Annotated in this window: 29 protein-coding genes; 26 read left to right on the top strand and 3 right to left on the bottom strand. The window is 46.7% G+C overall.

Translation table 11 applies throughout. The features are described from left to right. Positions 1 to 44: 44 nt before the first annotated feature. Positions 45 to 431, bottom strand: a complete 387-nt coding sequence (locus BTR1S_RS08765) for a rhodanese-like domain-containing protein (protein WP_006637521.1) — start codon at positions 429 to 431, stop codon at positions 45 to 47. Positions 432 to 609: 178 nt separating this feature from the next. On the opposite strand from BTR1S_RS08765, the gene lipM reads away from it, so the two are divergent. The 3 genes from lipM (at position 610) to BTR1S_RS08750 (ending at position 2,965) form a co-directional block, all read left to right on the top strand. Further along, a complete protein-coding gene (lipM, locus tag BTR1S_RS08760) occupies positions 610 to 1,446 on the top strand; it encodes a lipoate--protein ligase family protein (RefSeq protein WP_006637520.1) in 837 nt (278 codons plus the stop codon). A 94-nt stretch (positions 1,447 to 1,540) separates the two neighbouring features. Continuing rightward, complete coding sequence (gene mntR, locus BTR1S_RS08755) at positions 1,541 to 1,969, top strand: transcriptional regulator MntR (RefSeq protein WP_006637519.1); 429 nt, start codon at positions 1,541 to 1,543, stop codon at positions 1,967 to 1,969. Between the two features lie 120 nt (positions 1,970 to 2,089). Next, on the top strand, positions 2,090 to 2,965 hold the full coding sequence (locus BTR1S_RS08750) for a patatin-like phospholipase family protein (RefSeq protein WP_006637518.1): 876 nt from the start codon (positions 2,090 to 2,092) through the stop codon (positions 2,963 to 2,965). On the opposite strand, the gene BTR1S_RS08745 is transcribed toward BTR1S_RS08750, so the two are convergent. Further along, positions 2,962 to 3,348, bottom strand: a complete 387-nt coding sequence (locus BTR1S_RS08745; RefSeq protein WP_029419383.1) for an SA1362 family protein — start codon at positions 3,346 to 3,348, stop codon at positions 2,962 to 2,964. The two genes, BTR1S_RS08750 and BTR1S_RS08745, sit on opposite strands and share 4 nt — an antisense overlap. Positions 3,349 to 3,388: 40 nt before the next feature. Beyond that, positions 3,389 to 4,339: a DUF1385 domain-containing protein gene (locus tag BTR1S_RS08740; RefSeq protein ID WP_029419384.1), complete on the bottom strand. Its 951-nt coding sequence runs from the start codon at positions 4,337 to 4,339 to the stop codon at positions 3,389 to 3,391. A gap of 248 nt (positions 4,340 to 4,587) precedes the next feature. Between BTR1S_RS08740 and BTR1S_RS08735 the strand changes: the two genes are divergently transcribed. From BTR1S_RS08735 to BTR1S_RS08625, 23 genes are all read left to right on the top strand, one after another. Continuing rightward, on the top strand, positions 4,588 to 5,124 hold the full coding sequence (locus BTR1S_RS08735; protein ID WP_006637515.1) for a YqhR family membrane protein: 537 nt from the start codon (positions 4,588 to 4,590) through the stop codon (positions 5,122 to 5,124). 103 nt (positions 5,125 to 5,227) lie between these two features. Further along, positions 5,228 to 5,659 (top strand): type II 3-dehydroquinate dehydratase, encoded by a 432-nt coding sequence (gene aroQ, locus BTR1S_RS08730; RefSeq protein WP_006637514.1) that lies wholly within the window; start codon positions 5,228 to 5,230, stop codon positions 5,657 to 5,659. Positions 5,660 to 5,680: 21 nt separating this feature from the next. Beyond that, the gene (locus tag BTR1S_RS08725; protein ID WP_006637513.1) at positions 5,681 to 6,742 is read left to right on the top strand and encodes a M24 family metallopeptidase; all 1,062 of its coding nucleotides are present in this window, start codon (positions 5,681 to 5,683) and stop codon (positions 6,740 to 6,742) included. A gap of 31 nt (positions 6,743 to 6,773) precedes the next feature. Continuing rightward, positions 6,774 to 7,331: an elongation factor P gene (gene efp, locus BTR1S_RS08720; protein WP_006637512.1), complete on the top strand. Its 558-nt coding sequence runs from the start codon at positions 6,774 to 6,776 to the stop codon at positions 7,329 to 7,331. Positions 7,332 to 7,473: 142 nt separating this feature from the next. Next, positions 7,474 to 7,755, top strand: a complete 282-nt coding sequence (locus BTR1S_RS08715) for a YqhV family protein (protein ID WP_006637511.1) — start codon at positions 7,474 to 7,476, stop codon at positions 7,753 to 7,755. A 90-nt stretch (positions 7,756 to 7,845) separates the two neighbouring features. Next, complete coding sequence (gene spoIIIAA / locus BTR1S_RS08710; protein WP_029419385.1) at positions 7,846 to 8,769, top strand: stage III sporulation protein AA; 924 nt, start codon at positions 7,846 to 7,848, stop codon at positions 8,767 to 8,769. Beyond that, positions 8,763 to 9,278 carry a stage III sporulation protein SpoIIIAB gene (gene spoIIIAB, locus BTR1S_RS08705; RefSeq protein ID WP_029419386.1) on the top strand — a complete coding sequence of 172 codons (516 nt, stop codon included), beginning with the start codon at positions 8,763 to 8,765 and terminating at the stop codon, positions 9,276 to 9,278. Before spoIIIAA ends, spoIIIAB begins: the two co-directional genes overlap by 7 nt. Positions 9,279 to 9,300: 22 nt before the next feature. Next, entirely contained in the window at positions 9,301 to 9,507 is a 207-nt protein-coding gene (gene spoIIIAC, locus BTR1S_RS08700) for a stage III sporulation protein AC (RefSeq protein WP_003183409.1), read from the top strand. A 12-nt stretch (positions 9,508 to 9,519) separates the two neighbouring features. After that, positions 9,520 to 9,915: a stage III sporulation protein AD gene (gene spoIIIAD, locus BTR1S_RS08695; protein WP_255130833.1), complete on the top strand. Its 396-nt coding sequence runs from the start codon at positions 9,520 to 9,522 to the stop codon at positions 9,913 to 9,915. Positions 9,916 to 9,951: 36 nt separating this feature from the next. After that, on the top strand, positions 9,952 to 11,148 hold the full coding sequence (spoIIIAE, locus tag BTR1S_RS08690; RefSeq protein WP_087962509.1) for a stage III sporulation protein AE: 1,197 nt from the start codon (positions 9,952 to 9,954) through the stop codon (positions 11,146 to 11,148). 13 nt (positions 11,149 to 11,161) lie between these two features. Further along, the gene (gene spoIIIAF / locus BTR1S_RS08685) at positions 11,162 to 11,791 is read left to right on the top strand and encodes a stage III sporulation protein AF (RefSeq protein ID WP_029419388.1); all 630 of its coding nucleotides are present in this window, start codon (positions 11,162 to 11,164) and stop codon (positions 11,789 to 11,791) included. Further along, positions 11,784 to 12,473 (top strand): stage III sporulation protein AG, encoded by a 690-nt coding sequence (spoIIIAG, locus tag BTR1S_RS08680; protein ID WP_006637505.1) that lies wholly within the window; start codon positions 11,784 to 11,786, stop codon positions 12,471 to 12,473. Before spoIIIAF ends, spoIIIAG begins: the two co-directional genes overlap by 8 nt. 3 nt (positions 12,474 to 12,476) lie before the next feature. Beyond that, entirely contained in the window at positions 12,477 to 13,127 is a 651-nt protein-coding gene (locus BTR1S_RS08675; RefSeq protein ID WP_006637504.1) for a SpoIIIAH-like family protein, read from the top strand. Between the two features lie 175 nt (positions 13,128 to 13,302). Continuing rightward, a complete protein-coding gene (gene accB, locus BTR1S_RS08670; protein WP_029419389.1) occupies positions 13,303 to 13,788 on the top strand; it encodes an acetyl-CoA carboxylase biotin carboxyl carrier protein in 486 nt (161 codons plus the stop codon). A gap of 11 nt (positions 13,789 to 13,799) precedes the next feature. Next, entirely contained in the window at positions 13,800 to 15,152 is a 1,353-nt protein-coding gene (accC, locus tag BTR1S_RS08665) for an acetyl-CoA carboxylase biotin carboxylase subunit (RefSeq protein ID WP_006637502.1), read from the top strand. 47 nt (positions 15,153 to 15,199) lie between these two features. Next, positions 15,200 to 15,583 (top strand): Asp23/Gls24 family envelope stress response protein, encoded by a 384-nt coding sequence (locus BTR1S_RS08660; RefSeq protein ID WP_034326529.1) that lies wholly within the window; start codon positions 15,200 to 15,202, stop codon positions 15,581 to 15,583. Between the two features lie 297 nt (positions 15,584 to 15,880). Further along, positions 15,881 to 16,270 (top strand): transcription antitermination factor NusB, encoded by a 390-nt coding sequence (gene nusB, locus BTR1S_RS08655; RefSeq protein ID WP_006637500.1) that lies wholly within the window; start codon positions 15,881 to 15,883, stop codon positions 16,268 to 16,270. 16 nt (positions 16,271 to 16,286) lie between these two features. Then, a complete protein-coding gene (folD, locus tag BTR1S_RS08650) occupies positions 16,287 to 17,135 on the top strand; it encodes a bifunctional methylenetetrahydrofolate dehydrogenase/methenyltetrahydrofolate cyclohydrolase FolD (protein WP_006637499.1) in 849 nt (282 codons plus the stop codon). Positions 17,136 to 17,208: 73 nt separating this feature from the next. After that, positions 17,209 to 18,558, top strand: coding sequence for an exodeoxyribonuclease VII large subunit (xseA, locus tag BTR1S_RS08645; protein ID WP_006637498.1), 1,350 nt, complete (start codon positions 17,209 to 17,211; stop codon positions 18,556 to 18,558). Further along, positions 18,551 to 18,811, top strand: coding sequence for an exodeoxyribonuclease VII small subunit (locus tag BTR1S_RS08640; protein ID WP_006637497.1), 261 nt, complete (start codon positions 18,551 to 18,553; stop codon positions 18,809 to 18,811). Before xseA ends, BTR1S_RS08640 begins: the two co-directional genes overlap by 8 nt. Then, the gene (locus BTR1S_RS08635; protein ID WP_006637496.1) at positions 18,801 to 19,691 is read left to right on the top strand and encodes a polyprenyl synthetase family protein; all 891 of its coding nucleotides are present in this window, start codon (positions 18,801 to 18,803) and stop codon (positions 19,689 to 19,691) included. Before BTR1S_RS08640 ends, BTR1S_RS08635 begins: the two co-directional genes overlap by 11 nt. A 254-nt stretch (positions 19,692 to 19,945) precedes the next feature. Continuing rightward, positions 19,946 to 21,847 carry a 1-deoxy-D-xylulose-5-phosphate synthase gene (gene dxs / locus BTR1S_RS08630; RefSeq protein WP_006637495.1) on the top strand — a complete coding sequence of 634 codons (1,902 nt, stop codon included), beginning with the start codon at positions 19,946 to 19,948 and terminating at the stop codon, positions 21,845 to 21,847. Further along, positions 21,844 to 22,689, top strand: coding sequence for a TlyA family RNA methyltransferase (locus BTR1S_RS08625; protein WP_006637494.1), 846 nt, complete (start codon positions 21,844 to 21,846; stop codon positions 22,687 to 22,689). The genes dxs and BTR1S_RS08625 overlap by 4 nt, the downstream gene beginning before the upstream one ends. Positions 22,690 to 22,755: the final 66 nt, after the last annotated feature.

Below are 22,755 nucleotides of genomic sequence, written 5' to 3'. Positions count from 1 at the left end.
CTTTTTTGTATGAAAAAAGCCGTCTCAGACGAGACAGCCGTTCATTATTTCTTCGTTTTAATTTTCCCGCTCCATTTTTTGAAGCCGCCTTTCAAGTTGTAAATCTCCTGGCAGCCGTATTTGCGGAGCGTTTGGGCTGCGCGCCCGCTTCTGACGCTGTTTTGGCAGTAAAGGTAGACGGGCTTGTCAGTGCGGATTTCCGTTTTTCTCTGTTTAAGCTGGGAAAGCGGAATGTTTCTTGCACCGAGAATGTGGCCGCCTTCATATTCATTCGGTTCACGCACATCGATGAGCTGGGCTTTGCGGTACCCTGCGCGGAACTCTTCTTCTGTCAAGGTTTTCATAATGCGCTGCTGATAAATGTATGAAACGACCGCGTAGATAATGAGTGCGGCGCAAATGATGAGAACAATAATGCTGCTGGTAGACAATCTGATCCGACTCCTTTTTACATCGTCCCGCCTTAAACGGGAAAGTTTTATCGATATGTTAAGACAAATACTATTATAGTAAAGGGCGGTAATTCTGTCATCTGATTAGCCGAATTTATTTTCAATTTTCAAAGGGAATGGTAGACTTATTTTATACCAAAGAAAAAGAGGGTAGGTTATGGAAAAGGAAACATGGCGTTTTATCGATTCGGGACGACGGGCGCCCGCTTTTAATATGGCACTTGACGAGGCGCTGCTTTACTGGCACAGCCAACGGCAGATCCCGCCTACCATCCGCTTTTACGGATGGAATCCTGCGACGCTTTCTGTCGGTTATTTTCAAAATGTTGAAAAGGAAATCGATCTGGAAGCCGTCAAAAACTATAATTTGGGCTTTGTAAGAAGGCCGACCGGCGGCAGAGGCGTTCTCCATGATCAAGAACTCACCTACAGTGTGATCGTATCTGAAGAGCATCCTGACATGCCGCAGACTGTGACGGAAGCGTACAGGGTGATTTCCGAAGGCATTCTTGAAGGCTTTAGAGAGCTTGGACTTGAGGCATATTTTGCAATACCGAGAACGGAGAAAGAAAAAGAAAGCCTGAAAAACCCGAGATCATCCGTCTGCTTTGACGCGCCTTCCTGGTATGAGCTCGTTGTCGAAGGCCGAAAAGTCGCAGGGAGCGCCCAGACGAGACAAAAAGGGGTCATCTTACAGCACGGCTCGATCCTCCTTGATTTGGATGAGGACAAGCTGTTTGATTTGTTTATCTATAAAAACGACCGCATCAGGGAGCGCATGCAGCGCAATTTTAAACAAAAGGCAGTTGCCATTAATCAGCTGGCCGCGGAAAAAGTGACGATCGAAGAAGCGAGCAAAGCGTTTAAAAAAGGCTTTGAAAAAGGGCTTAACATTCATCTTCAGCCGTATGAACTGACAGAAGAAGAAACGGCGTTTGTCGAGGAATTGGCCCGGACGAAATACGCGACAGATGAATGGAATTTTAAACGATAGAGCATAGATGTAAACGTTATCTGATTGCTTGTTTTTTACATGCACATAGTGTAAACTTGTAATGATTTTAATAGGTGTGATTTGGAGGGATTTGATGACAACACCGAGTATGGAAGATTACATAGAACAAATTTATATGCTGATAGAAGAAAAAGGATATGCGAGAGTCTCAGATATTGCAGAAGCTTTAGCCGTCCATCCCTCCTCGGTTACAAAAATGGTTCAAAAACTCGACAAAGATGAATATTTGATTTATGAAAAGTATCGCGGTCTCGTGCTGACGCCTAAAGGTAAAAAAATAGGCAAGCGTTTAGTATACAGACATGAATTACTGGAACAGTTTTTACGAATCATTGGTGTTGACGAAGAGAAAATTTATGATGATGTTGAAGGAATCGAACATCATTTAAGCTGGAACAGCATTGACCGGGTCGGAGACCTTGTGCAGTATTTTGAGGATGACCGCCAAAGGATCGACGATCTGAGAAGCGTCCAAAAAAGAAATGAACAGGACAATCAGTAGAAAAAGCTGCCGCGGCACGGCGGCTTTTTTATTTGTATGCGGCCGTTTTTCTAATGGTCTTTTTTTTCTGTCTTCTTCCTAAAATGGTGGTAGGGCCAATCTTTTAAGGGGGGAGAACGGATGTTCATAGACGGGGTTTTTTCAGGCGGAGGAATGAAAGGCATTGCGCTTGTAGGAGCATATGAAACGCTCGAGGAACGCGGTTTCCGTTTTAAAAGACTGGCCGGAACGAGCGCGGGGTCGATCATTGCGGCATTGATTGCGGCCGGATATACGAGTGCGGAGATGCGCAGCATGGTGGAGGAATTAGACGAAGGTGAGCTCCTTGATCCGAGATTTTCTTTTTTCCCTTTAAAAATGCTGCAATGGGCTTCGATCTATTGGCGCCTTGGTTTGTATAAGGGAGATCGGCTTGAAAACTGGATCTCTGAAAAATTAAGGAGGAAAGGTGTCTCCGTGTTCGGCGACTTTGAGAAAGGAAAGCTCAAGCTGATTGCTTCAGATTTAACGAATGGCAAGATGCTTGTCCTGCCTGACGACCTACCCCGCTACGGCTTACATCCGGAACGGTTTTCCGTCGCAAGGGCGGTTCGGATGAGCTGCAGCATTCCCTATTTTTTTGAGCCCGTCAAACTGAAATCTTCGGCCGGCATCTCAACGGTGGTGGACGGCGGGGTGCTGAGCAATTTTCCGATTTGGCTGTTTACCGCTGAAAAAAAGCGCCCGGTTCTAGGCGTTACATTGACGCCGTGCGAAAAAGAGAGGCCGAAGAAGGTCATCAACAATGCGTTTGAGCTGTTTGGAGCGCTTTTTGAGACGATGAAGGAAGCGCATGATGCCAGGCATATCGCCACAAAGCACGAACGGAACATTATTTTTCTACCTGTTGAAGAGGTGCTGTCAACGGAATTTGCGATTTCGGCAGAAAAAAAACTAGCTCTGATTGAGCTAGGAAAAAAACGAACAGAATTATTTTTGAAACAGTGGACGTATTAAAAGAAAGCTCTGTTTTTCTTTTTGCTTTTTTTGCCTTCAATCACTGTCAGCTGAGTCTGGCTTTTTTTCTTGACCAAGACGGGCTTGGATTTGTTGATAGACGGCACGCTTCTAAGATGATTAACCCTGCCTCTGGCTGAGCGTTTTTTATGATCCTGAAAACGCTTGTGCGACTGTTTGGCCGCTTTCTTAAAAGCGGCTCCCTCGCCGCCCATATCGCGGTTGGAAATATATCTGACCACAAAATAAATGATTGCGCCGACCGCTGCGAAAACAATCAAATATTGCAGCAGTTGGCCGGGGCTTGTGACAGCAAAATAAACGAAACCCAAAATTCCAAGCGCAATCACTAAAGCCGAGACTGGATGTACCCGTTGCTTCATAACTGTCCACCTCCCAAAAAATTAACAAATCGTTAAAGAGTTACATTACGATATGAGAAGGTTCCTTCTGTTCGTCCTCTGCTTTGGTCTCCATATGAAGAAGCTCGTTAAAGCTTGCGATTGCCACTTCCACCTGATCGTCAGACGGCTCTTTTGTCGTCAAGAGCTGCAGCCAAAGGCCGGGATAGCCCAATGCCTTGAGAACAGGTATGTTTCTCACTTTGTTTGTCAGCTGCAGCACCTCAAATGAGATGCCAAGAACGACTGGTATCAGTGCGATTCTATTTAAAATACGGACCCAGAGAGGGTCAGCAGGAACAAGCAAGTAAACAAACATGCCGACGATCACAGTGAATAAAATAAAACTGCTTCCGCATCGGTAGTGAAGCCTTGACTGGCGCTGAACATTTTCAACCGTAACCGGCAGGTTCTGTTCAAAACAGTTTATGATCTTGTGTTCTGCTCCGTGATATTGAAAAATCCTTTTGATAAAAGGGGTGCACGAGATCACGTAAATATAGCCTAAAAGCAGAATCAGCTTAAAAAAGCTTTCGATCATAATCTGCGCGACATCAGACTGGAATACCGGCCGGGTAAGCTCCGCCAAAAAGACGGGAACCAGCGTAAATATAAATTTGCTGAAAAGGAATGAAAGCACCCCGACAGCGGCAAGCCCGAAGATCATGGTCAGCTTTGACTTTTTCTCTTCCTTTAATTGATCGTCTAAGGAAGGATCAAGATCATATCTTTCACTTGAAAAATTCAAATGCTGGGTTCCGTTCGCGCTCGCTTCGATGATCGCGATGATTCCCCTGAGAAAAGGAATTTTCTTCAGCTTTTCAAGGGCCGGATTCGATTTGCGCGGCAGTTTAAAAAATTCAATGCTTTGATCCTTCCTGCGGATCGCCGTTACATAATGGCGCCTGCCGCCGAACATGACGCCTTCGACGACGGCCTGCCCTCCGTAAGCGGGCTTTTTTTGATTTGACATCTGCATCAACCTATCTGTATCAATCTATGATTACATTAACCATTTCCTTACACCTTATTGTACAGGAAAAGCGCTGAAACCTCTAGATTGATGGGCCTAAAAATTTAAGAAATTAGGGAACCGAATTGTCAAATCTAATTAAAGTATACCCGTTTTCTTGATTTTTACACTTTTGTTTAAAAAACTTGCAGAGATCATGTTGGCGCCTCCGTTTTTGGACATACTGGGAATGGAGGTGAACTGTCAGCATGAGCAATGAAGACAATGAAAAACAGCCTGAAGAACTGGAGCAAAATAAACGGGAAAATCCCGTATCGTTCACCGGGAGGGTCATCTCGACGGGATTTATCGGCGGCATTCTCTGGAGCGTTTTAGGAGAGCTGGCGTATTTGTTTAAGTTTTCCGAGGTGAATCCGAATATGATTCTTCAGCCCTTTATGCTCGGCGGCTGGAAAAATGGATTTCTCGGAACGGTGGTCAGCATTTTGCTGATCGGGGTGATCTCCATCGGCGCCGCTCTTCTTTACTACGGCTGTCTGAAACAAGCGAAGGGAATGTGGCCGGGCCTTTTATACGGAGCTGTTTTATGGTTCGTCGTGTTTTATCTGTTTAATCCGATGTTTCCGGATGTGCAAACGGTTGCCGAACTGAAAAGGAAAACAGTCGTCACGACGTTTTGCATCTATTTGCTGTACGGATTGTTTGTCGGCTATTCGATTTCATTTGAATATAATGAATTAAATTCCGAAAAGCTCTCCAGTGCGCTTGGAGAATCAAGAGAATAGTGTTGAGACTGGAAGCATTATGATAAAATGTTCACTGTAAGTGGACATTTTTTTGCGTGAAGCCAAATGGTGGCAAGTTTTACATCAAAAAGGGGGGAAAGAGTTGCCGCGTATATTCATTTTGAACGGTCCGAATTTAAACATGCTGGGAAAGCGTGAACCCGAAGTGTACGGAAAAGATACATTGACCGATTTAGAGCAAAAGCTTTTTCAATTTGCCGAAGGCGTTCAGGCCGAACTGACGTTTTTTCAGTCAAACCATGAAGGGGATATCATCGACGCGCTTCATGAAGCTTCAGATCAATATGATGGAGTCGTCTTAAATCCGGGCGCTTTCTCACATTACAGCTACGCCATTCGCGATGCGGTAGCCGCCATCAGCATACCGGTGATCGAAGTTCACATTTCAAATCCGCATGCGAGGGAAGAGTTTCGGCGGCAGTCGGTTATTTCACCCGTGGCGCGCGGCCAGATTACCGGGCTCGGTTTTGAAGGCTACAAGCTTGCTGTCTGTTATTTTTTGAACAACAAATAACAAATGGGGGGACGTTAAACAATGAAACTTAAAAAATTGAGAGAGCTTTTCGGCAGTCTGGGCATCGAAGGGCTCCTGGTGACGAGCAGCGTCAACTTGAGGTACATAACCGGATTTACCGGCACTGCAGGTCTTGCTGTCATTTCAGAGGACAAAGCGGTCTTTATCACTGATTTCCGCTACACAGAGCAGGCCAAACATCAAGTCAAAGGTTTTGACATCGTCCAGCATTCGGGCGGAATCATCCAAAAGGCGGCCGATGTGATTAAAGAAATGGGATTAAATAAAATCGGTTTTGAGCAGGATAAGATGACATACGGAACGTATGCTGCCTACAAGGATTTGCTCGGGGCGTCCGAGCTTGTTCCGGTTTCACAATCGGTGGAAAAGTTGCGCTTGATTAAGTCAAGTGAAGAGATTAAGATATTAAAGGAAGCTGCAAAGATTGCAGATGATGCATTCAGCCATATTCTGACGGTTATTAAGCCCGGCATGACAGAAATTTCAATCGCCAATGAGCTGGAATTTTACATGCGGAGCCAGGGGGCGGATCATTCTTCATTTGATATGATCGTTGCTTCGGGACTGCGTTCAAGTCTGCCGCACGGTGTGGCGAGTGACAAGGCTGTCGAGAAGGGTGACTTTGTGACCTTGGATTTCGGGGCTTATTATAAAGGGTACTGCTCGGATATTACGCGTACGATCGCGGTGGGAGAGCCGAGTGACGAGCTGAAAAGCATTTATCAAACCGTGTATGAAGCGCAGGCGATCGGCATGGATAATATCAAGCCGGGAATTACCGGCAAACAAGCTGACGCCTATACGAGGGACTATATCTCTTCCAAAGGCTACGGCGAATATTTCGGTCATTCGACAGGCCATGGGCTCGGCATGGAAGTTCATGAAGGTCCTGCGCTGTCAGCCCGTTCTGACCAGCAGCTTGAAAAAGGCATGGTTGTAACGGTTGAACCGGGAATCTACATACCGGGCACAGGCGGAGTCAGAATCGAGGACGATATTGTCCTTACTGACGGCGGGAACGAATCTCTCACCCATTCCGCAAAAGATTTAATTATTTTATAATCCGTTTGATTGGAGCTATAGGAGGAAAACCATGATTTCAGTAAACGATTTTCGCACAGGTTTAACGATTGAAGTGGACGGAGGCATTTGGCGCGTTGTTGATTTCCAGCACGTCAAACCTGGTAAAGGTGCAGCGTTTGTCCGTTCAAAACTGAGAAATCTCCGCACCGGCGCAATTCAAGAAAAAACCTTCCGCGCAGGCGAGAAAGTGGCCCGCGCCCAAATTGAGACAAAAACGATGCAATACCTGTATGCCAACGGCGATCAGCACGTTTTTATGGATACGAGCAGCTATGAGCAGCTCGAACTGAATACGTCTCAGATTGAACACGAGCTCAAGTTCCTGCTTGAAAACATGTCCGTTCAAATCGTGATGTATCAGGCAGAGACGCTTGGAATCGAACTTCCGAACACTGTTGAGCTGAAGGTTGTGGAAACAGAACCGGGCATCAAAGGCGATACAGCATCAGGCGGAACAAAACCGGCAAAAACAGAAACCGGTTTAGTTGTCAACGTTCCATTCTTCGTAAACGAAGGGGATACACTCGTTGTCAATACATCTGACGGATCTTACGTATCAAGAGCGTAGGCCAGCGGCTAAAGAGCCGGCTTCATATGAAGCCGGCTCTTTTTTTGTTTTGCAAGTTCGAAATAGAAAAATCAGAAGACTACTTTTTAAAGAGAGAGCATAGATTGTAAACAAGCCGGAAGTGTTAATGGAGGTTTATGATATGAAGTTTTTCTTTGGACAAGTCAATCCAACCGTTTTGACAATGGCGGCTTTAAGAGTTGTATCCTCGCTGATTGAGCTTACAGCGGCGGTCATCATGCTTCTTTTTAATGACGTCCGCAAGGCGGTTGTCGTAAACAGCGTGCTGGCAATGGTCGGGCCGCTTATTTTCATTATTACAATGACGATCGGAATATATCAGATCGCAGGGCAGCTATCGTATGCGAAACTCATCCTCATCTTCATGGGAGTTGTCTTCATTATTGCAGGAATCTATAAATAATGAAGGCCGGTAAGAGTCCTGACTTGTCATAAAGTCTTCCTTTGATCATACATTTTTATAGAAGACAAGCTAAAAGAGGAGGGAGCGTTTTTGCATTACATCACAGATATTCTCCCTGACACGGTGAAACGGGCGCTAGCCGGGCTTACTAAAGATGAAGTGGATCAGATAGAAGAAATTCGGATGAGGACAAGTCGTCCGCTGGAATTGGTGCGGAAAGGGCAGCCGCTTTTTTTGAATTATGCGCCGACACCGGAGGATTCAGCGATATTTTTGAACCGGCTGGGCGATTACAGCATGTATACGCTTGAAGAGGAATTGAAAAAAGGATATATCACGATCAAGGGCGGCCATCGCGTCGGCCTTGCCGGACGGGTCGTCGTCGAAAACGGGGCGGTCAAGGGTATCAGGGAGATTTCCTCCTTTAATATCCGGATCGCCAAAGAAAAAATCGGCATAGCAAAGCCGTATGTGCCGGATCTCTATCAAAACGGATGGCTGAACACGCTGATCATCGGTCCTCCTCAAACAGGCAAAACGACTTTGCTCAGGGATCTGGGAAGATTGATCAGCACGGGAAGCGGCAAAATCCCCGCGAAAAAGGCCGCGATCGTTGATGAAAGGTCAGAGATTGCCGGATGTGTAAACGGCATTCCGCAGTACAAGTTTGGAAACCGCATCGATATTCTTGACGCCTGTCCGAAGGCGGAAGGGCTGATGATGATGATCAGGTCGATGAGCCCCGAGGTGGTCATTGCGGACGAGATCGGCAGAATGGAGGATGCCGAAGCCCTTTTAGAAGCGGTGCATGCCGGGGTGTCGGTGATCGTGTCAGCCCACGGTTTTACGTATTCAGATGTCAGCAAACGGCCTTCTTTAAAACTGCTTCGGGAGCATGGCGTATTTCAGCGGATCGTGGAGCTATCTCGGAAAAACGGTCCCGGCACTGTCAGCCGGATCTGCGGCGGAGACGGGGAGCCGCTTGCTGCGAATCAGAGGGTTTTGCCATGCTGAAGCTTTTGGGGGCTGCGTTGATTTTGGGGGCTGCCACATGGACGGGTTTTGAAATGGCAAAACCCTTCAGTGAAAGACCGAAGCAAATCCGGCAGCTACTGGCCGCTCTGCAATCGCTGGAGGCTGAAATCATGTATGGGCATACTCCGCTCCGTCTGGCTTCAAAGCATATCGCGGAACAGCTTTCTGAACCTGTTTCCTCCCTGTTTGAAGCGTTCTCGGAAAAGCTTGAAGAAGGCAGCGCATCAGCCGGGGCAGCTTGGGAGGACAGTCTGAGGAAAGTATGGTCCAAAACGGCTCTCAAAACAAAGGAATTTGATATTTTAAGGCAATTTGGAGAAACGCTCGGCAGGCATGATCTGGTTTCGCAGCAGAAGCATATCAAACTGGCGCTGACCCATTTGGAAACGGAGGAAGCCGAAGCGAACCTCGCCCAGGCGAAAAACGAAAAAATGGTAAAAAGCCTTGGATTTTTGGCGGGACTGTTACTGGTTCTTCTATTGATGTAATGAAGAGGGGAGCACACATGAAATGGGAGTAGACGTAAATATCATTTTTCAAATAGCAGGCGTCGGGATCGTCGTCGCTTTTCTTCACACCATACTTGATCAAATGGGAAAGAAAGAATACGCCCAATGGGTCACTCTTTTAGGCTTTATTTATATTTTATTCATGGTTGCAACTGTCGTCGATGATCTTTTCCAAAAGATAAAAGCTGTCTTTCTATTCCAGGGATAGGGGGGCTTACTCATTGAAATCGTTCAAATCGTAGGATTGGGAATGATTGCAACCTTCCTCAGCTTGATTGTCAAAGAGCAAAAACCGACATTTGCTTTTATGATCGTCGTATTTACCGGCTGTACGATTTTTTTGTTCTTAGTGGATCAGGTGTACGAGATCATCCGCATGATCGAAAAGATAGCCGTCAATGCAAATATCAACATGATGTATGTCGAAACGATTTTGAAAATTATCGGGATCGCATATATAGCGGAGTTTGGCGCACAGCTGACAAAGGATGCCGGGCAGGGGGCGATCGCCTCGAAAATCGAGCTTGCAGGCAAAATCCTCATTTTAGTCATGGCCGTTCCGATTTTAACCGTCATTATCGAAACCATTATCGGGCTGATCCCATCCATGTCGTAGTCAGAAAGGGGGATTTTTGGTGTGAAACGTCATTTACTGTTCTGGCTCTTGGTCATCGGCCTCGTTTTCGCGGGGGCGAGGGAGGTGCAGGCTTCGGAAAAAGGCGGGGAACCGGCTGGAGAAGCGGGCGCTGCCGAAAAATCGGCGGAAGCGATGGCCGATCAGCAGGCCGAGTCGCTGGAGATGGACCGGGTCGGCGAGTTTTGGAACAACATCATGACGGAATACGGCGGCCATCTTCCGGAAAGCCAAAAAGGAAGCTTAATGGAATTCATTAAAGGCGAGAAGCATTTTTCGCCTGAAGAATGGGGTAAAGCGCTTTTTTCCTATTTGTTTCATGAAGTGCTGGCAAATGGGAAGCTTTTAGGAACCCTGATCCTTTTGACGATATTCTGTGTATTGCTCCAGCTGCTGCAAAACGCGTTCCAGCAAAGCACGGTCAGCAAAGTCGCCTATGCGATCGTTTATATGGTGCTGATCATTCTTGCGCTGAACAGCTTCCGGGTTGCCGTCACATACGCGAATGAAACGATCCAGACGATGACAAGCTTCATTCTATCGCTCGTCCCCCTGCTCCTCGCGCTGATGGCGACTTCGGGAGGAGCCGCATCAGCCGCTTTCTTCCATCCTGTCATTCTGTTTTTAATGAATACGAGCGGCCTTTTTATCCAGTATGTTGTGCTTCCGCTTTTATTTTTATCCGCGATATTAAGCATCGTCAGCACGATGACGGAACAGTACAAAGTAACACAGCTTGCCCAGCTGCTGAGGAATGTCGCAATCGGCACGCTGGCCGCTTTTTTGACGGTATTTCTCGGCGTCATCTCTGTCCAGGGGGCATCAGCCGCCGTTACGGACGGCATCACGTTACGGACGGCCAAATTTATCACGGGCAATTTTATTCCTGTTTTGGGCCGGATGTTCACTGAAGCGACAGATACGGTGATCAGCGCTTCGCTTCTGCTCAAAAACACCGTCGGAATTCTCGGTGTTGCCATTCTGATTTGCATCGCCGCCTTCCCGGCTGTCAAGATCCTCTCCCTTGCCCTGATATACAAAGTTGCCGCCGCTGTTTTGCAGCCCTTGGGAGGCGGACCCGTCATCAGCTGCCTTGATGTGATCAGCAAGAGCGTCATCTATATATTCGCGGCGATGGCCATCGTCTCACTGATGTTTTTCTTAAGCTTAACTGTGATTATTACGGCAGGGAACCTGACCATGATGATGAAATAGGGGAGGGGTTGATGTGAGCTTTCTCACAGAGTGGCTGACAAACATTATTTTATTTATTCTGCTCGCCATCATCATCGACATGCTTCTGCCGAACTCCAGCATGCAGAAATACGCAAAAATGGTGATCAGCCTTCTATTAATCGTTGTCATCCTGAATCCGATTTTTTCGCTGTTCCGCGCCGATCCTGACGTGATCTTCGAGCAGCTGACGAAAAATGGACAAGTTCAATCCGAAGAAATAAAAAATCAGCTGAATTCAGAAAAAAAAGAAATACAAGCCTCACAACAAGCATATATTTTAGAACAGATGGCTGCTCAATTAAAACAGAGTGCAGAGGAGAGGTTCAGTCATGACAAATATAAAATAGAACAAGTGAAAATCTCTTCAAACGGCCGCCTGCAATCTGAGGAAGACATCGCCCGGCATATGGAAGCCGTCGTCTATTTGGAAGCCGCTTCCGAAAAAACGGTCCAAGCCGTCTCGCCTGTGGACATCAATACTGATGAAGACTATCAGACCAATCGCGGCCGGGAGCATCAAGAAGCAGAAAACATCAAAAAACAGCTTGCAGGCATATGGGACATGAACCCCGACAAGATCACAGTCCATTTCGAAGGGGGAGAACAAAGCGGCAATGAATAAAAGAACCTGGATCGAGAAGCTGATCGGTCATCTGCTCCCGAAAGAAGACAAAGAAGGAAAAGCGAGACTGACGAAATACCACTATTTTCTGCTGTTATTTGTACTGGGCGTTTCCTTTATGCTGGCGAGCCAGATTTTTTCTTCCGGGCCATCTCAGCCAAAAATGGATCTTCCCGCCGCATCATCAAAAACGTCATCCGAAAACCAGAAAAAAGGCCGTGAACAAGAAGTGTTTAAGCCGGCCGGGGCTGACAAGCCGAAAGATTCTATCGAGGACTATGAACGGGATTACGAGAACCAGATGAAAGAGATTCTGGAAACGATCATCGGTGTTGAGGATGTGTCGATCGTCGTCAATGTTGATGCGACTTCCCTGAAGGTGTTTGAAAAAAATAAGAAAACACAAGAAACATCAACAGATGAAACAGACAAACAGGGCGGAAAAAGGACCGTTACCGAAACATCATCAGATGAAGAGATCGTCATGATCAAACACGGCCAGGAAGAGACGCCGGTTGTCGTCCAGACGAAAAAGCCCGAGATTAGAGGCGTTCTCGTTGTCGCTCAGGGAGTCGACAACGTTCAAATAAAACAAACAATCATTGAAGCAGTGACAAGGGTTCTTGACGTTCCAAGCCACCGCGTCGCTGTTGCCCCTAAAAAAATGAAGGAGGATTCATAAATGATGCTGAAAAAACAAACGGTCTGGCTTTTAACCATGTTAAGTCTCGTCGTTGTGCTGAGTGTCTATTATATCATGTCACCTGAAGGAGAAAATGTAGTGACTGTTGATGAGAAAGGACAAGTCGCCGCTGAAAAAGAAAAACCGATGGAAGAGCAGCCTGCAAAAGATAAAGGAACAGACTCCGAAAAAGGCAAAACCGAAGACAAACAAACCGAAGACAAACAAACTGAAGATAAAGAAACGTCGGCCAACGAACAGAGTGCAGGAGATGGCAGTGTGGTGACGGAAGAAACGTCTGAGGGAGACGACTTTACGACATACCGGATGGAAATGGATGATCAGCGCAGCAAAATGAGGGAAGAATTAAACGACATCGTCATGAGCGACAAAGCGACAGCAAAGGAAAAAAGCGAAGCCTATGATAAGATGACAGAGCTGAGCGATGCGGAAGGAACGGAAAAAACGCTGGAAACACTGATTAAAACCAAAGGATACAAAGATGCTCTAGTCAATGCTGAAGGAGATAAGGTCAACATTACGGTGAAAGCGAAAGAGCATTCAAAAGCCGCCGCGATAGATATTATTGACATCGTCGAAAAAGAAGTGAAAAACCTCAATGATGTGGCTGTTACATTTGAGCCTTCTGAATAAAAACGGTTCCCGCTTGGATAAAAGCGGGATTTTTTTATGTCTGAAGCCATGCCGCTGAGGGCGCACTTATGATAGGAGTTGAATTCAGCATCCCTCTCCTGTAAGATGAATATAGTATGTACTTTTAGTACTAACTGATAATCATGATAAATTTATTCATTAGGGGTGCGATAGCATGTTAAACATTGATGAAATAAAACAACTCATAAAACTAATTGATGAATCTTCGATAAATGAATTTACATATGAAAACGAAGGATCGAAGGTCGAACTTAAAAAGCATGTCGGCGGTTCTGTTCAAATGGTTCAACAGGTTCCTGCCGCACCTGCTCCGGCGCCGGCGGTACAAGCTGCCGTTCAGGAAAAGCAGGCGCCTGTTCAGGAAGAGCCGGTCAAGGAAGCGGCGAAAGACAACGGAAATCTTCATCAAATCACGTCTCCGATGGTCGGAACGTTTTACGCGTCTTCTTCACCAGATGCCGATCCTTACGTAACCGAGGGATCAAAAGTCACCGAATCTTCCGTCGTCTGCATTGTGGAAGCGATGAAGCTCTTCAATGAGATCGAGGCCGAAGTGAAAGGTGAAATCGTTGAAGTTCTAGTTGAAAACGGTCAGCTGGTTGAATACGGACAACCTCTATTTTTAGTAAAAGCAGAGTAAGGAGCAATAAGATGATAAAAAAGCTATTAATTGCGAACCGGGGAGAAATTGCCGTCAGAATCATTCGAGCTTGTAAAGAAATGGGGATTGAAACGGTAGCCGTCTATTCGGAGGCCGATAAAGAGGCGCTCCACGTTCAGATGGCGGATGAAGCGTTCTGCATCGGGCCGAAGCTGTCAAAGGACAGCTACCTGAACATCACCAACATCGTCACCGTCGCCAAAATGACCGGCGCGGACGCGATTCACCCAGGCTACGGCTTTCTTGCGGAAAACGCGGATTTTGCCGAACTTTGCGAAGAAGTCAACGTCACATTCGTCGGCCCGACTGCCGCCGCGATTTCCAAGATGGGGACAAAAGACGTCGCAAGGGAAACGATGCAGCAGGCCGGTGTTCCGATTGTGCCCGGATCAAAAGGAATTATTGAAAATATCGAAGATGCGGTTTCATTGGCGCGCGATATCGGGTATCCTGTGATTATAAAGGCAACAGCCGGCGGAGGCGGTAAAGGAATCCGGATCGCCCGCACCGAAGAAGAATTGATCAACGGCATCAAGATCACCCAGCAGGAAGCCGCCACAGCATTTGGAAATCCCGGCGTGTATATTGAAAAGTACATCGAAGATTTCAGACACGTCGAAATTCAAGTGCTCGCCGACACGCATGGAAACACGATTCATTTGGGCGAGCGCGACTGTTCGATCCAAAGAAGGCTGCAAAAGCTTCTAGAAGAAACACCTTCACCGGCTCTTGATGAAGGCGTAAGGGAGAAAATGGGCCAAGCGGCCGTAAAAGCGGCGGAAGCCGTTCAATATACGGGCGCCGGAACAGTCGAGTTCATTTATGATTACCGCGAACAGAAATTTTACTTTATGGAAATGAACACGCGGATTCAAGTTGAACATCCCGTAACAGAAATGGTCACCGGCGTCGATTTAATCAAAGAGCAGATCAAAGTGGCGTCCGGCGAGAAACTAAGCCTTTCACAGGAAGATGTGACCTTTACCGGATGGGCGATCGAATGCCGGATCAATGCGGAAAATCCTGAGAAAAACTTCATGCCTTCACCTGGGAAAATTGAGATGTACCTGCCTCCGGGCGGTCTTGGCGTCAGAGTGGATTCAGCTGTCTATTCGGGATACTCGATTCCGCCTTACTATGACAGCATGATTGCCAAAGTCATTACGTATGGAAAGACGAGGGAAGAAGCCGTTTCAAGAATGAAGCGGGCCTTGAGCGAGTTTGTAATCGAAGGCATCCATACGACAATACCGTTCCATTTGAAATTATTGGACCATGAAACATTCGTAAGCGGAGAATTTAACACGAAGTTTTTAGAAATATATGATGTAATGGGATCGTAAATTTTACGGAGGTGAATATATTGAAAGACGACAACAGCTTATTGGAAATGAGCCATGAAGAACATCATTTGGGAAAAGTGGAAATCGCTCCGGAAGTCATTGAAGTGATTGCCGGAATCGCTGCTTCCGAAGTTGAAGGCGTCGCTGAAATGCGGGGCAATTTTGCAACAGGTGTTGTGGAACGCTTCGGAAAAAAGAATCATGGCAAGGGCGTCAAAGTCGACCTGTCTGATGACGGGATTACGATCGATGTATTCTGTGTGATGCTATTCGGCGTGTCGATTCCGAAGGTGGCACGCGCCGTCCAGGACAACATCCGCCAGACGCTCCTCAATATGACAGCTCTTTCGATCAATGAAATTAATATTCACATCGTCGGAATTCAATTTGATTCAAAAACACACGAAGTCGAAATTGATCAAGAGATGTAGTGCGATTGAATGGAAGAACCAAGGGGAATGACGGCCCTTTGGTTTTTTCATGTTCCACCCTTCTGAAAAATGGAATTTATGAGCATCATTCTAACGGTAACGATGAAAAATATAGAGGACGCAAGCGTCACAATGCCGATCGCTTTAAAAACGAATGATTTTCAGTGTTTCTTAATAAATATTCGGTTATAAGCGATAAAACCTTGATTTTTACATGCGGAAAGACTAAAAATATGATATGATCTCTTTGTGGCTTAAGGGCAAGCAGCAAAGAGGGTTAAAGGAGAAAAAGAAAGAATGAAAAGAAGAACAGCAAGAGAAAAGGCTTTGCAGTCACTATTCCAAATTGATGTCAGCAATATTGAACCGAAAGAAGCGATGGCGCATGCCCTGGACGGCCGGGAAAGCGACGCTTTTTTCGAACAGCTTGTATACGGGGTCTTAGAGAACAAGGAAAAAATCGATGAGATGATCACACGCCATCTCGTCAATTGGAAGCTTGACAGACTGGCCAATGTCGACCGCGCGATTTTGCGTTTATCGGTTTATGAGATGGCGTTTTCACACGATATACCTGTCAATGTCTCTATGAATGAAGCGATTGAACTGGCAAAGCAATTTGGAGATGACAAGTCGGCGAAGTTTGTAAACGGTGTTCTTTCTAACATTAAATCCGATTTAGAATAATTTAGGAGGAGAACAAATGACAGCAACCATCATCGACGGAAAAGAAACAGCGAAAGAAAAGCGCGGGCAGTTGGCCAAGGAAGTAGAAGAGCTGAAAAAACAGGGAGTTACCCCGGGGCTGGCCGTTATTTTAATCGGCGATGATCCGGCGTCTCTTTCATATGTTCGCGGCAAGAAAAAAGCGGCTGAGGCTATGGGGATTCGTTTTCAATTGGATCATTTCGACGCAAGCTTCTCTGAACAGGAACTGCTTGAGGTCATTGACCAGTACAACAATAATGACGACTTTCACGGAATTCTTGTCCAGCTGCCTCTTCCGGATCATATTTCCGAACAAGCGGTGATTGAAAGAATTTCCCCTGACAAAGATGTCGACGGGTTTCATCCGCTAAATGTCGGGAAAATGCTGCTTGGCGAAGATACATTCCTGCCTTGCACACCGGCTGGCATCGTCGAGTTATTAAGGAAAACCGGCATTGATCTGTCAGGAAAAGAGGTTGTTGTCGTCGGCAGAAGCAATATCGTCGGAAAGCCAGTAGGTCAGCTGCTTCTGAACGAAAATGCAACCGTCACATATTGCCATTCAAGAACAGCCGATCTTACGGCTCATACGAAAAAAGCCGATATTCTCATCGTGGCTGTGGGGAAAGCCAATTTTATCAAAGCGGATCAAATTAAAGACGGGGCCGTTGTCATCGATGTCGGCGTCAACCGTCTGGAAACCGGCAAACTGGCCGGAGATGTGGCGTTTGACGAGGCGAAAGAGAAAGCTTCCTATATCACGCCAGTACCGGGCGGAGTCGGTCCGATGACCATTACCATGCTTGCCCATAATACGGTTAAATCAGCAAAACGTTCTATCTAACGGACACCCGTTCATCCGCCGGACAGCCCGGCGGATGAATGTTCATTGTGCCGGCAGGAAAGGAGACTGTGCCATGAGCGAAGTATCATTTGTCACGGTCACGGCTTTGACAAAATATATTAAACGCAAATTTGACGTCGATCCCCATCTTGATGATCTTTGGATCAAGGGTGAGCTGTCAAATGTTAAAATACATAGCAGGGGCCATATTTATTTTACGCTGAAAGATGACAACGCCCGCATCCAGGCGGTCATGTTTGCCAGACAAAACAGAAGCCTCGGCTTCACTCCCGAAAACGGAATGAAAGTATTGGTGAGAGGCGGCATTTCGGTTTATGAACCGAGCGGCAATTATCAGCTTTATGCCAAAGAAATCCAGCCTGACGGAATCGGCGCGCTTCATTTGGCTTATGAAGAATTAAAGAAAAAGCTTTCACAAGAAGGGCTGTTCGACGAAAAATACAAAAAGCCCATCCCCGCTTTTCCATCAGTCATCGGTGTTGTCACGTCTCCTACAGGAGCAGCTGTACGGGATGTCATCACCACCATTAAAAGAAGATATCCTCTCGTAAAAGTGATTGTCCTCCCAACCCTTGTCCAAGGAATAAACGCGGGTGAGTCCATCGTCAGAAGCATAGAAGAGGCAAACCGCAGACAACTGTGCGATGTATTAATTGTCGGGCGCGGAGGGGGATCGATTGAAGAGCTGTGGGCTTTTAATGAAGAAATTGTCGCAAGAGCGATTTTTTCTTCCGGCATACCGATCATATCCGCTGTCGGACATGAGACTGATTTTACAATCAGCGATTTTACGGCTGATCTGCGCGCCGCCACCCCTACAGGAGCCGCAGAACTTGCCGTTCCGAATATGCTCGACCTGCTGGAACGTGTGAAAACGCTGGATGTCAGAATCACAAAAGCAATGCAGCAGGATTTGCGCAAACGGCAGGAGCGGGTGAAACATCTTCAATCCTCCTACGCTTTCCGTTATCCGAAAAGGCTTTACGCACAAAAGGAACAGGAGTTTGATCTTGTATTCGACCGTTTTCAAAAGCAGACCGCCATGGCGCTCGACCGGAAAAAGCAGAAGCTGAATGAACAGACCTATAAATTGGAAATGCGCCATCCGGAAGAGCAATTAAAGCAGGCGAGACTGCGGCATGGGGAACAGACGAACCGGCTGAAGCGAAATATGAATGTGCAGCTCAAGCAGATTCACTCGCAGTTTCAGACGGTTCTTGGTAAACTGAATGCATTAAGCCCTCTTCAAGTCATGGAAAGAGGGTACAGTCTGACATATAAAGAAGACGAATTGATTAAAAGTATTGAACAGGTTCAAGAACAAGACGAGATCCAAGTGAAATTGAAGGATGGGATCCTAACCTGTGACGTACGGCAAAAGAGAGGCGAAACAAATGGCTGAAGAAAAGAAAACAAAACAAAAAGACATGTCCTTTGAAGAGGCGATGAAAGGTCTTGAAGACATCGTATCAAAACTGGAGGAAGGGGATGTCCCTTTGGAAAAAGCGATCGATTATTTCCAGGAAGGCATGCTTCTTTCAAAGATGTGCCACGAAAAGCTGCAAAATGTTGAAAAGCAGATGGACTACATTTTGCGTGAAAATGGCGAATTAGCTCCTTTCAGTGTTCGGGAGGAGGACAAAGGTGACCAATAGGCTAGACGAATTTTTAAACACGAGAAAAGCGTTAATCGAACAGCGTCTTCCTTTATATATTCAAAAGCTGCAAGCGCCGTCAACTCTTAAACAATCCATGCTGTATTCTTTGGAAGCGGGAGGAAAAAGGCTGAGACCGATTTTGGTGCTTGCTCTTCTTCATGCATACGGAAAAAAAGAAGAGGACGGCATACCGGTCGGCTGCGCGGTTGAAATGATCCATACCTATTCGCTGATCCATGACGACCTTCCTTGCATGGATGATGATGATTTGCGAAGAGGAAAACCGACAAATCACAAGATCTATGGAGAAGCGACGGCTGTACTTGCCGGAGACGCCCTTCTGACCGAAAGCTTTAAAATGATCACCACCCATGTATCGGCTGAAGTGCCGGCGGAAAAACGTCTCAGACTTGTGAATGAGCTCATCTCCGCCGCGGGTGCGGAAGGCATGGTCGGCGGCCAGATTCTCGATATGGAAGCGGAGTCAAAGCCCGTCTCATTACAAGAGCTTCAATCGATCCATGAAGGAAAAACGGCCAAACTCCTCAGCTTCAGCGTAATCGCAGGTGCTATACTTGCCGATGCACCTGAAGAAGAAATAGAAAAGCTGCGCGAATTCAGCCATCATATCGGTATCGGTTTTCAAATCAGAGACGACATTTTGGATCTTGAAGGTTCAGAGGATAAAATCGGCAAACGGATCGGGTCTGATACGTCAAACGGAAAATCGACCTATCCGTCTCTTCTGTCGCTTGAGGGGGCCAAACAAAAGCTTGACGAGCACATTAAAAAAGCAAAGCAGCTGATTTCGGAACTTTCCCTCGAACAAGACCTGCTGTACGAATTGTGCGACATGATAGCAGACCGGGATCACTGATGCCGCGGTTTCCATTTGAGTATAAAAGACTTGTTATGATAAAATGTAAACAGTTGAACGAGAAAGGCCGCGCCGTTATCACGATGTGTTAGCGGCCGTTTTTTAGACTGAAGTGTCCGCATATGCAAGTTTGCGCATGAGGGTAGGTTCATCATATAATAATTCAAACTGGTAAAATGGGTGTTCATCCATTTTTAAATAAAACGTTAAGAATGCATACTTGCAGAAATCATGCTGAAAGTGAGTTGATCCGATTGGATCTGTTATCTATAAAAGACCCTGCGTTTTTAAAACATCTTTCCATTCAGGAACTTGAAGAACTGGGGGCCGAGATTCGCCGTTTTCTAATTGAAACGCTTTCTGAATCGGGAGGGCACATCGGCCCGAATCTTGGTGTGGTTGAGCTGACGATTGCTCTTCATAAAGAATTTAACAGCCCGAGAGATAAATTTTTATGGGATGTTGGGCATCAATCTTACGTCCACAAGCTTTTAACCGGCCGCGGAAAGGACTTTGCAACGCTGCGCCAGCATAAAGGCTTGTGCGGCTTTCCGAAACGGAATGAGAGCGAACACGATGTCTGGGAGACAGGCCACAGCTCAACTTCTCTTTCCGGAGCGATGGGAATGGCGGTCGCACGGGATTTAAAAGGGACAGACGAGTATATCATCCCGATCATCGGCGACGGCGCTCTCACGGGCGGGATGGCCCTTGAAGCGCTGAACCATATCGGCCATGAGCAAAAGGATATGATCGTCATTCTGAATGACAATGAGATGAGCATCGCTCCAAACGTCGGAGCGATTCATTCCATGCTCGGAAGGCTGCGCACGGCCGGAAAATACCAATGGGTCAAAGATGAGCTTGAATACCTGTTCAAGCGTATACCGGCTGTGGGGGGAAAGCTGGCCGCGACAGCTGAACGGGTCAAAGACAGCTTAAAATATCTTTTAGTATCCGGAATGTTTTTTGAAGAGCTCGGTTTTACGTATCTGGGGCCTGTGGACGGTCACTCCTATGAAGAGCTGTTTGAAAATATGCAGTATGCGAAGAAAACAAAAGGGCCTGTACTCCTTCACGTGATTACGAAAAAAGGGAAAGGCTACAAGCCCGCAGAAGCTGATAAAACTGGGACTTGGCACGGCACAGGACCATATAAAATCGATACGGGCGATTTTGTGAAGCCGAAAGCGGCGGCACCGTCATGGAGCGCCCTCGTGAGCGAAACGGTTCGGAGGCTTGCCAGGGAGGATGAACGGATCGTGGCCATTACCCCGGCTATGCCGGTCGGCTCCAAGCTTGAAGGATTTGCAAGCGAATTTCCCGACAGAATGTTTGACGTGGGGATAGCCGAACAGCATGCTGCAACGATGGCGGCCGGCCTTGCGACCCAGGATATGAAGCCGTTTCTGGCGATTTATTCAACGTTCCTGCAGCGCGCATATGACCAGGTTGTCCATGATATTTGCCGGCAAAACTTAAACGTATTTATCGGAATTGACAGGGCAGGCCTTGTCGGCGCCGATGGGGAAACCCATCAAGGCGTATTTGATATCGCTTTTTTAAGGCATATTCCCAATTTGGTGCTGATGATGCCTAAGGATGAAAATGAAGGGCAGCATATGGTCAACACGGCCGTCCAATACGATGACGGCCCGATCGCCATGCGCTTCCCGCGCGGAAACGGACTCGGCGTCAAATTGGATAAAGAACTGAAGACGATTCCGATCGGGACATGGGAAGTCCTGAGACCCGGGACCGACGCGGTGATTTTAACGTTCGGAACAACCATTCAAATGGCGCTCGATGCTGCGGAAGACCTCCAAAAAGAAGGCCGTTCCGTCAGAGTGGTGAATGCCCGCTTTATCAAGCCGCTTGATGAAGCCATGCTCAAGGGTATCCTGAAAGAAGGGCTTCCGATCTTAACGATAGAAGAGGCTGTTCTTCAGGGAGGATTCGGGAGCTCGATCCTTGAATTCGCCCATGACCATCAATCTTACAGTCCGATGATCGACAGAATGGGCATACCGGATCGTTTCATTGAGCACGGAAGCGTTGCGAAGCTTCTTGAAGAGATCGGCTTGACAAAGGAAGATGTCATCAGACGAATAAGAATGCTGACACCCGTAAAGACTCATAAAGGAATTGGATCATGACAGCAAAAAAAGAACGCCTTGATATTTTATTGGTAGAAAGAGGGTTGATGGAAACCCGGGAAAAAGCGAAAAGAGCCATTATGGCCGGCATTGTCTACACGAATGAAAACAGGCTGGACAAACCCGGCGAAAAAGTGGACCGCACCATCCCGCTGACCATCAAAGGAAACCCGTTAAAATACGTCAGCAGAGGCGGTTTGAAGCTTGAAAAAGCGCTGAATGAATTTCAGCTTTCCGTCCGCGGCAAAAAAATGATTGATATAGGCTCATCAACCGGAGGCTTCACAGACTGCGCCCTGCAAAACGGCGCCTCAAGCTCTTATGCCGTTGATGTGGGCTATAACCAGCTTGCCTGGAAGTTAAGGCAGGATGAACGGGTCATCGTCATGGAGCGCACCAATTTCCGGTACTGCACTCCTGCCGATTTCACAGCCGGCCTGCCGGAATTTGCAACAATTGATGTTTCATTTATATCGCTGAAAATCATACTGCCCGTTCTGAAAACCATTTTAGTTCCGGGAAGCGATTGCGTGGCCCTCGTCAAACCGCAATTCGAAGCCGGCCGTGAATCAGTGGGGAAAAAGGGAATTGTCCGCGATCCTCTCGTTCACAAAGCTGTGCTGAATGACATCAGCCAGTTTGCTGCGCGGGAAGGGTATGATTGCAAAAATGCATCGTTTTCTCCGATTACAGGAGGCGACGGCAATATCGAATTTCTCCTGCATTTGCAATGGACAGGACAGGACAACCCCGGAGCGCCGATTCCGGAGGATATGATCAATCACATTGTCGAAGAAGCTCACAAGACATTAAAAGCGAAAAAGTCGGATGTAAAGGAATAATAGTGAGCTATTATTCCTTTTTTACTGTAAAGATGTACTTTTTCATTAAAATCATATAACATGATT

Origin of the sequence: Bacillus sonorensis NBRC 101234 = KCTC 13918 (genome assembly GCF_001592005.1) — a bacterium.
Classification (GTDB): Bacteria; Bacillota; Bacilli; order Bacillales; family Bacillaceae; genus Bacillus; species Bacillus sonorensis.
The sequence above is the reverse complement of the archived record's forward strand: the minus strand, read 5'-3'. Positions and strand labels throughout refer to the sequence as shown.